General features: G+C 71.1%; 7 protein-coding genes and 3 tRNA genes. 9 read left to right on the top strand and 1 reads right to left on the bottom strand.

Going from position 1 to position 8933, the window contains the following annotated elements:
* The first annotated feature begins 299 nt into the window (after nt 1-299).
* The 3 genes from E1266_RS32435 to E1266_RS32425 all read left to right on the top strand — a co-directional run bounded on the left by E1266_RS32435 (nt 300) and on the right by E1266_RS32425 (nt 831).
* Nucleotides 300-371, top strand: a tRNA-Gln gene (locus tag E1266_RS32435).
* A gap of 24 nt (nt 372-395) precedes the next feature.
* A tRNA-Glu gene (locus E1266_RS32430) sits at nt 396-468 on the top strand.
* Nucleotides 469-758: 290 nt separating this feature from the next.
* Nucleotides 759-831, top strand: a tRNA-Glu gene (locus E1266_RS32425).
* A gap of 46 nt (nt 832-877) precedes the next feature.
* Here the strand turns inward: E1266_RS32425 and E1266_RS32420 are convergent.
* Complete coding sequence (locus tag E1266_RS32420) at nt 878-1681, bottom strand: SAM-dependent methyltransferase (RefSeq protein WP_207946051.1); 804 nt, start codon at nt 1679-1681, stop codon at nt 878-880.
* A gap of 193 nt (nt 1682-1874) precedes the next feature.
* Here E1266_RS32420 and E1266_RS32415 point away from each other — a divergent pair, with 193 nt between their 5' ends.
* The 6 genes from E1266_RS32415 to yjfF all read left to right on the top strand — a co-directional run.
* Complete coding sequence (locus tag E1266_RS32415; protein ID WP_132053614.1) at nt 1875-2897, top strand: NAD(P)-dependent alcohol dehydrogenase; 1023 nt, start codon at nt 1875-1877, stop codon at nt 2895-2897.
* 225 nt (nt 2898-3122) lie between these two features.
* Entirely contained in the window at nt 3123-4178 is a 1056-nt protein-coding gene (locus E1266_RS32410; protein ID WP_207946050.1) for a LacI family DNA-binding transcriptional regulator, read from the top strand.
* 94 nt (nt 4179-4272) lie between these two features.
* A complete protein-coding gene (locus E1266_RS32405) occupies nt 4273-5253 on the top strand; it encodes an ABC transporter substrate-binding protein (RefSeq protein WP_132053610.1) in 981 nt (326 codons plus the stop codon).
* Between the two features lie 97 nt (nt 5254-5350).
* The gene (locus E1266_RS32400) at nt 5351-6856 is read left to right on the top strand and encodes a sugar ABC transporter ATP-binding protein (protein ID WP_207946049.1); all 1506 of its coding nucleotides are present in this window, start codon (nt 5351-5353) and stop codon (nt 6854-6856) included.
* Nucleotides 6853-7929: an ABC transporter permease gene (locus tag E1266_RS32395; RefSeq protein WP_132053606.1), complete on the top strand. Its 1077-nt coding sequence runs from the start codon at nt 6853-6855 to the stop codon at nt 7927-7929. The genes E1266_RS32400 and E1266_RS32395 overlap by 4 nt, the downstream gene beginning before the upstream one ends.
* A partial coding sequence (gene yjfF, locus E1266_RS32390; protein WP_132053604.1) for a galactofuranose ABC transporter, permease protein YjfF occupies nt 7926-8933 on the top strand: 1008 nt, incomplete at its 3' end. The genes E1266_RS32395 and yjfF, both read left to right, overlap by 4 nt.

The following is an 8933-nucleotide window of genomic DNA, read 5'->3' as shown; positions in this document are numbered from 1 at the left end:
ACCCCCGCCTGGAACTCCTCCGCCACCGCTCGCTCTACGCGCACGCGGGCTGGCCCGCCGACCCGTGGATGCGGACGCCGGAGGTCGTGCCGAGGATCAGGGACGCGTGGCGCCGCCTGCGCCCCCTCGTCGACTGGGGACGGCGCCACCTCGGTGCGCCCGGCGACACCCCCTGAACGCGCCCCGGCGCGACGCGCCCCGCCCGCCGCGCCAATCGTTTTGGTCGCGGTCGCAACCTCCTGTATTCTCATCGGGACGCGAGCGACCGGCCGGAAACGGAACGGGCGCTCGTACCTCACTGGGGTATGGTGTAATCGGCAGCACGAGTGATTCTGGTTCACTTAGTCTAGGTTCGAGTCCTGGTACCCCAGCTGCGTCCGTTTCCGCGGACATGCGCCCCCGTCGTCTAGTGGCCTAGGACGCCGCCCTCTCAAGGCGGTAACGGCGGTTCGAATCCGCTCGGGGGTACTGGCCTCGTCTTACTCGGCGGCCTTTGGCCGTCTTCGCCTTTCCTGGTGTCTTCCAGGGGCGACCCCCTGGAACCCCCGATGTTCGGGCTTCGCCCTCACGGTGGTTGCTGTTCGCGCCCAATTTCCGCATCTGCGACGTCCACGTTCCTGTCCGGGGAGAACGCTTCGTCATCGTCGACTTGTGTCGTCGAATCTTTGAGGCGGGGTGGAAATCGGTTCGAGGTGGTGGGGTGAGTCCGGTAAGGTGGGGCAGGCCCGAGCGGGAGATCGGTCGGGTGCAGTAGTCCGGCCCCCGTCGTCTAGTGGCCTAGGACGCCGCCCTCTCAAGGCGGTAACGGCGGTTCGAATCCGCTCGGGGGTACCGTGGAACCGCAGATCGGTGATCTGCGGTTTTTCTTTTGCCCTCCCTACGGCTTCCTTCCCACGGCGCCGAACGCGTCGACGGGCTCGGGGGTCTCCAAAGTCGTCGACTCCGGCCGCCACAGCGGGCACGAGACCAGACCCGGCTCCACCAGCTCAAGGCCCTCGAAGAAGCGGCCGATCTCCTCCGGCGAACGCAGCTGGTACGGGACCGCGCCGCCCTCGTTGTAGTCCTCCTGCGCGTCCTCGATCGCGTCCCCGGCGAAGACGCTCGAACCGTCGTTCAGCGAGAGGTAGCTGCCGGACGGCAGCGGCTCCAGCAGCGCCCTGACGATCGAGCGGGCCTCGTCGCCGTCCGGGACGTGCCCCATGATCCCGCTCAGGATCAGCGCGACCGGACGGCCGAGATCGAGCGTCCGCTCGGCGACCTTGAGGATGTGCGCGGGGTCGTGGAGATCGGCCTCGACGTAGTCGGTGACGCCCTCCCGCGTACTGGTGAGCAGCGCCCGCGCGTGGACGAGCACCAGCGGGTCGTTGTCGACGTAGACGACCCGGGCGTCGGGAGCGACGCGCTGGGCGACCTCGTGGGTGTTGTCCACGGTGGGCAGCCCCGTCCCCACGTCGAGGAACTGGCGGATGCCCGCCTCGCCGGCGAGGTACCGGACGGAGCGCGTCAGGAACAGCCGGGACGCGCGGGCGACGTCCACCACCCCCGGGAACGTCTCCAGGTACTGGTCGCCCGCCGCGCGGTCGACCGGGTAGTTGTCCTTGCCGCCCAGCCAGTAGTTCCAGATGCGCGCCGAGTGCGGAACGCTCGTGTCGATCCGGTCCATCGCCGCGTCGTCCGTCATCAAGCCTCCTTGAACGTAGGGATGAGGAGTCCCATCCTGGGCCCCCGGCGCCGCCCCGTGGAACCGGAACGGCCCGATGAGGCCAACAAGATCGTGCGCGTCGCCCGCTTCGATGGTCAGGCCCGGCCGCCTCGGGTATGCACGCCGCGGAAAGCGGTGCACGCGAGCCACACAGGAGTGCTTGATGAGTGCGATGCGGGCCGTCCAGGTCGTCGGCTACCACGAGAACCTGCGCATGGCGGAGGTCCCCGTCCCCGAACCCGCGGAGCCGCTCGACGTCGTCGTGAAGATCGGCGGTGCCGGGGTGTGCCGCACCGACCTGCACATCCTCGAAGGCCAGTGGGCCGAGAAGTCCGGGGTGGAGCTGCCCTACACGATCGGGCACGAGAACGCCGGATGGGTGCACGCCGTGGGCTCCGCCGTGACCGGCGTCGCCGAGGGCGACAAGGTCATCCTCCACCCCCTGGTCACCTGCGGGCTGTGCCGCGCCTGCCGCTCAGGGGACGACGTGCACTGCGAGAACAGCCGGTTCCCCGGCATCGACAGCGACGGCGGCTACGCCGACTACATCAGGACGACCGCGCGCAGCGTGGTGAAGCTGGACGAGTCGCTCGAACCCGCCGACGTCGCGGCCTACGCCGACGCCGGCCTCACCGCGTACCATGCGGCCGCCAAGGCCGCGCGCCGGCTGACGCCGCGGGACCGCTGCGCGGTCATCGGCTCCGGCGGCCTCGGGCACATCGGCGTCCAGGTGCTGAAGGCCCTCAGCCCCGCCGAGCTCATCGTGATCGACCGCGACCCGGGCGCCGTCGACCTCGCCACCTCGATCGGCGCCGACCACGGCGTCGTGGCGGACGGCGACCACGTCGAGAAGGTCCTCGACCTCACCCGCGGCGGAGCCGAGGTCGTCGTCGACTTCGTCGGCGAGGGCGGCACCACCGCCGAGGGCCTGCGCATGCTGCGGCAGGCCGGGGACTACCACGTGGTCGGCTACGGGGAGAACATCGACGTCCCCACGATCGACGTCATCTCCGCCGAGATCAACATCATCGGCAACCTCGTCGGCTCCTACAACGACCTGTGCGACCTGATGGCACTCGCCGCCCGCGGCGCGGTCACCCTGCACACCGAGAAGTACGCGCTGGACGACTTCCAGTCCGCGATCGAGGCGCTCGACGCCGGCCGCGTCCGCGGCCGCGCCATCCTCACGCCCTGACGCGCTGGCCGCCCGGTCCCGCGCAGACGTCCCCGGCAGGTCTTGTTAGCGCTATCGATTTCCGGCGTCAATGGGTCGATCCCGCCGGGGTCGGCCGGGGGCGAAGCGGGCCATATTTCCCTGTTCCAGGGATGATCCGCCGCATCTTCCGGTCTCCGGGGTATTGACACGGCAGAGCGTTATCGCAAACATTCTCGCCAAGCGTGTTGGGAGCATGGAGGCGCGATGGGCGAGTCGACGGGGCGGCGTCCGGCCGATCGGGGCCCTGCCGAGGGGCGCCGCGCCCTCATGGAGGACGTGGCCGCGCTGGCCGGCGTCTCGGCCATGACGGTCTCCCGCGTCCTCAACTCGCCCGAGAAGGTCCGCGCCTCGACCCGCGCCCGGGTGCTCGCCGCCGTCCGCGCCCTGGACTACCGGCCGAATGTGGCCGCGCGGGTCCTGGTGACGGGACGGTCGGGAGTCCTCGGCGTCGTCAGCTTCGACACCACGCTCTACGGGCCGGCCTCCACCGTGTACGGCATCGAGCGGGCGGCGCGCGAGCACGACTACGTGATCAGCATCGTCAGCCTGAGCGCGCTGACCCGCCGGTCGATCGGGGAGGCCGTCGACCGGCTGCGCGGCCAGGCGGTCGACGGCATCATCATCGTGGCGCCGCACGTGTCGGCGGCCGAGGGGCTGCGCGGCCTCCCCCCGGAACTGCCGATCGTCGTGGTCGGCGCCGCGGATGAGCTGCCGTTCCCGCTGGCGGCGGTCGACCAGCACGTCGGGGCGGTGCGGGCCACCCGGCACCTCCTCGACATGGGGCACGAGACGGTCTGGCACCTGTCCGGGCCGGCCGACTGGGTCGACGCGGACGGCCGGGTGGCCGGCTGGCGCGCGGCGCTGGCGGCCGGGCGGTGCCGGGAACCCGCCTCGCTGGTGGGGGACTGGTCGGCGCAGTCCGGCTACGACCTCGGCAGGATGATCGCCCGTGACCCGTCCGTCACCGCGGTGTTCGCCGCGAACGACGCCATGGCCCTCGGCCTGCTGCGCGCACTGCGCGAGGCGGGCCGCCGGATCCCGCAGGACGTCAGCGTCGTCGGCTTCGACAACGTCCCCGAGTCCCCGTACTTCTCCCCGCCCCTGACCACCGTCCGGCAGAACTTCGGCGAGATCGGGCGGCACGCCTTCAGCCTGCTGATGGACCGCATCGGCCGTCCCGCCGCGGACGGCGCCCCCGGCCGGCGCCTCGTCGGCCCCGAACTCATCGTCCGCGAGAGCACCGCGGCCGTCCGCGCCTGATCCGCCGTCCGCCCCGTCCGCGTCCGCCGCCGTCATGTTAGCGCTAACAGAGACTTGACCGTCCCACGTCCCACCCCTCGAAGGAGAACCCCCGATGAAGCGAAGAATCCTTGCCGCCGCCGCCGGCGCGGCGCTGGCCCTGACGGCCGTGACGGCCTGCGGCGACTCCGGCTCCGGCTCCGGCGGCGGCTCCGGTTCCGGCTCGATCACCCTGGGCTTCTCCCAGGTCGGCGCCGAGAGCGGCTGGCGGACGGCGAACACCAAGTCGATCAAGGAGGAGGCCGCGGCGGCCGGCATCGACCTCAAGTTCGCCGACGCGCAGCAGAAGCAGGAGAACCAGATCGCGGCGATCCGGTCCTTCATCAAGCAGAAGGTCGACGTCATCGCCTTCTCCCCGGTCGTCGTCACCGGCTGGGACGCGGTCCTCAAGGAGGCGAAGGCGGCCGGCATCCCGGTCGTGCTCACCGACCGCGCGGTGGACTCCGACGCGTCCATGTACGTGACGTTCCTCGGCTCCGACTTCGTCGAGGAGGGCAAGAAGTCCGGCCAGTGGCTGGTGGACCAGTACAAGGACTCCTCCGAGCCGGTGAACATCGTCCAGCTGGAGGGGACGGTCGGCGCGGCGCCGGCGATCGACCGGAAGAAGGGCTTCGAGGAGGTCATCAAGGCCAACCCGAACCTCAAGGTGATCGCGTCGCAGTCCGGCGAGTTCACCCGCGCCAAGGGCAAGGAGGTCATGCAGGCCCTGCTGAAGGCGCACAAGGACATCGACGTCCTGTACGCGCACAACGACGACATGGGGCTCGGCGCGATCCAGGCGATCGAGGAGGCCGGGAAGAAGCCCGGCGAGGACATCAAGATCATCACGGTGGACGCCGTCCGGGACGGGATGCAGGCCCTCGCCGACGGCAAGATCAACTTCATCGTGGAGTGCAACCCGCTGCTGGGCGGGCAGCTGATGGAGATCGTCAAGAAGGTGCACGAGGACCAGCCCGTCGAGCGGCGCATCGTCACCGAGGAGACGGTCTTCGACCAGGAGGCCGCCAAGAAGGCGCTCCCCAGCCGCAAGTACTGACCCCGGGCTCCCGCCGCGCCCGCCGGCCGCCGCGTGCGGCCCGCGGGCCCGGCGGGATCCGTCATGACGAGACCAGGAAGACAGGGGAGGGGGCATCGTGACCGAGCCCGTCCTGGAGGTCACCGGCATCTCCAAGCAGTTCCCCGGGGTCCGCGCGCTCGACGGCGTGGCCTTCCGGCTGTTCCCGGGAGAGATCCACGCGCTGATGGGCGAGAACGGCGCCGGGAAGTCCACGCTGATCAAGGTCCTCACCGGCGTGTACCAGGCCGACGAGGGCCGCATGACGCTGGACGGCGCGGAGCGGCAGGTCCACGACCCGCCGCACGCCCAGCGGCTCGGCATCAGCACCGTCTACCAGGAGGTCAACCTCTGCCCCAACCTGTCGGTGGCGGAGAACATCTTCATCGGCCGGGAGCCCCGCAGGTTCGGCCGGATCGACTGGGCGCGGATCCGGCGCCGGTCCGCCGAGCTGCTGGCCCGGCTCGACCTGGACCTGGACGTGACCGCCCCCCTCGGCGCGCAGTCCCTCGCCGTCCAGCAGCTCATCGCGATCGTGCGGGCCATCGACCTGGACGCGAAGGTCCTCATCCTGGACGAGCCGACGTCCAGCCTCGACCGGGGCGAGGTGGAGCGGCTGTTCGGGGTCATGCGGCGGCTGCGCGACGACGGCGTCGCCATCCTGTTCGTCTCGCACTTCCTGGAGCAGATCTACGAGATCTGCGACCGGGTCACCGTGCTGCGCAACGGCAGGCTGGTCGGGGAGTACCCGATCGGCGAACTCGGCCGGTTCGACCTGGTCTCCCGGATGACCGGGCAGGAGCTGCACGACCTGGAGCAGCTCGAAGAGGCCGCCCCCGCCATCACGCGCGGGAAGCGGCTGCTCGCCCTGGAGGGCGCCGGGCGGACCGGGGCGCTCACGCCGGTCGACCTGGAGATCCACGAGGGCGAGGTCGTGGGCCTGGCCGGGCTGCTCGGCTCGGGGCGCTCGGAGCTGGCCCGGCTCGTGTTCGGCGCCGAGGCCGCCGACACCGGCCGCGTCCGGGTCGGCGAGGAGACCGTCGCGCTGCGGACGCCGCGCGCCGCGATCGACCGCGGCATCGCGTTCTGCCCCGAGGACCGCAAGGCCGACGGCCTGGTCATGGACCTGACGGTCGCGGAGAACATCGTCCTCGCGCTGCAGGCCGCCCGCGGCTGGACGCGGCCGCTGCCGTCGCGGCGCCGGGACGAGCTCGTCGGCGAGTACATCCGGAAGCTGCGGATCCAGCCGCCGTCCCCCGGCACGCCGGTCCGCAACCTCAGCGGCGGCAACCAGCAGAAGGTGCTGCTCGCGCGCTGGCTCATCACCCGGCCCCGGCTGCTGATCCTGGACGAGCCGACCCGCGGCATCGACGTCGGCGCCAAGACCGAGATCCAGAAGCTCGTCGTGGCGCTCGCCGGGGACGGCATCGGGGTGCTGTTCATCTCCGCCGAGCTGGAGGAGGTCCTGCGGCTCTCGCACAAGGTCGAGGTGCTGCGGGACCGCACGCTCGTCGCGGAGCTCGCCAACGACGGATCCCTCACCCCCGAGCGGCTCCTCGGGACGATCGCGAACGGAGCGTCATGAACCCCGTGAACGCCGTCAACCGGGCGAACCTCGCGCGGCTGACCAGGCACCGGCTCTTCTGGCCGGTGGCGGTGCTCGTGCTGCTGCTCGTCGTCAACGCGGTCGTCACGCCGGGCTTCCTCGCCATCCGGGTCCGGGACGGCCACCTCTACGGCAGCCTGATCGACATCCTCCGGTTCGGCGCCCCGCTGATCATGGTCTCGCTCGGCATGACCATGGTCATCGCCACCGGCGGGATCGACCTGTCGGTGGGCTCGGTCGTCGCGATCAGCGGCGCGATGGCCTGCTTCCTGATCAGCGAGGGGCAGGGCCTGGCCGTCGCGCTCGCGCTGAGCTTCGGCCTGTGCCTGGTGCTCGGGCTCTGGAACGGGCTGCTCGTCACCCGGCTCAGCATCCAGCCGATCATCGCGACGCTCATCCTCATGGTCGGCGGGCGCGGCATCGCCCAGCTGATCACCGGCGGGCAGATCATCACGATCGACCGGGACTCGGGGTACCGGGAGATCGGCGGCGGCCACCTGGCTGGGCTGCCCGTCGCGGTGCTGATCGTGCTGGCGTCCGTGGCCGCCGCGGCCGTGCTCGCCCGCCGGACCGCGCTCGGGCTGCTGCTGGAGTCGGTCGGCGGCAACGCGGAGGCGTCCCGGCTCGTCGGCATCCGCGCGTCCGGGCTGATCGTCCTCGGCTACGTGTTCTGCGCCGTGTGCGCGGGCGTCGCCGGATGGATGATCTCCTCGGACGTGTCCGCGGCCGACGGCAACAACGCCGGGCTGTGGATCGAGCTCGACGCGATCCTCGCGGTGGTGCTCGGCGGCACCGCGCTCACCGGGGGGCGGTTCTCCATCGCGGGCACCGTCGTCGGCGCGCTCATCATCCAGACGCTCAACACGACGATCTACACGGCCGGGATCCCGCCGCGCACGACGCTGGTGTTCGAGGCCGCCGTCGTCACTTTCGTGTGCCTGCTGCAGTCCCCGGCCTTCCGCGCCAAGGTCGGCCGCCGCCGTCCCGGCGGACCCGTCCAGCCGCCCGCGGACCCGCCGTCCGCGGACAAGAAAGTGGAGGTCCCCGCATGACCACCGCCCTCGCCCTCCCGGCGGTGCACCGCCGGCACGTCCCGGTCCTCGTCACGTTCGGGCTGTTCGTCCTGGCGTTCGCGACCGGGGCGCTGCGCTACGAGAACTTCGGCACCGCCCAGGTCTTCGCCGACCTGTTCATCGACAACGCGTTCCTGCTGGTCGTCGCCATCGGCATGACGTTCGTCATCCTCAGCGGCGGCATCGACCTGTCGGTCGGGTCGGTCGTGGCCCTCTCGGGCATGCTGTGCGCGGTCGGAACGTCCCGGCTCGGCCTGCCCGGCCCGCTGGTGATCCTGGTCGTCCTGCTCGTCGGGACGCTGTTCGGCGCCGCGATGGGCTACGTGATCCACGTCTTCGAGATCCAGCCCTTCATCGCCACCCTCGCCGGGATGTTCCTCGCCCGCGGCCTGTGCTTCACCATCAGCGAGAAGCAGATCTCCATCGAGAACGGCTTCTTCGACACCGTCGCGCTGAACCGGGTCGCCCTGCCCGGCGGCGTCCGCGTGTCCGCGGGGGCCATCATCGCGCTGGTCACCTTCGCCGTGGCCGTGTACGTGCTGCACTGGACGCGGACCGGGCGCAACGTCTACGCGATCGGCGGCGGCGAGCAGTCCGCGCTGCTCATGGGGCTGCCCGTCGCCCGCACCAAGATCCAGGTGTACGCCATCAGCGGGTTCTGCTCCGCCCTCGGCGGCGTCCTGTTCGCCTTCTACACGCTGTCCGGTGACGGGCTGCACGCCGTCGGCATGGAACTCGACGCCATCGCCGCCGTCGTCATCGGCGGCACCATGCTGACCGGCGGTTCCGGCTACGTGGTCGGCACCCTTCTCGGCGTGCTCGTCCTGGGCGTCATCAAGACCATGCTCACCTTCGAGGGCACGCTCAGCTCGTGGTGGACGCGCATCGCCATCAGCGTCCTGCTGTTCGCCTTCATCGCCCTGCAACGCCTGGTCGGCATCCGGAGGAGGGCCCGCTCGTCCCCGTCCGCCCCGTCTCCGGCC

This window comes from Actinomadura sp. 7K534, assembly GCF_004348575.1.
Taxonomy (GTDB): Bacteria; Actinomycetota; Actinomycetes; order Streptosporangiales; family Streptosporangiaceae; genus Spirillospora; species Spirillospora livida.
This window is presented reverse-complemented; position numbering and strand designations above follow the sequence as displayed.

Coding starts and splice junctions, on each gene's coding strand:
- E1266_RS32420 (WP_207946051.1), bottom strand. CDS start 1,681: ATGACGGACGACGCGGCGATGGACCGGATCGACACGAGCGTTCCGCAC.
- E1266_RS32415 (WP_132053614.1), top strand. CDS start 1,875: ATGCGGGCCGTCCAGGTCGTCGGCTACCACGAGAACCTGCGCATGGCG.
- E1266_RS32410 (WP_207946050.1), top strand. CDS start 3,123: ATGGGCGAGTCGACGGGGCGGCGTCCGGCCGATCGGGGCCCTGCCGAG.
- E1266_RS32405 (WP_132053610.1), top strand. CDS start 4,273: ATGAAGCGAAGAATCCTTGCCGCCGCCGCCGGCGCGGCGCTGGCCCTG.
- E1266_RS32395 (WP_132053606.1), top strand. CDS start 6,853: ATGAACCCCGTGAACGCCGTCAACCGGGCGAACCTCGCGCGGCTGACC.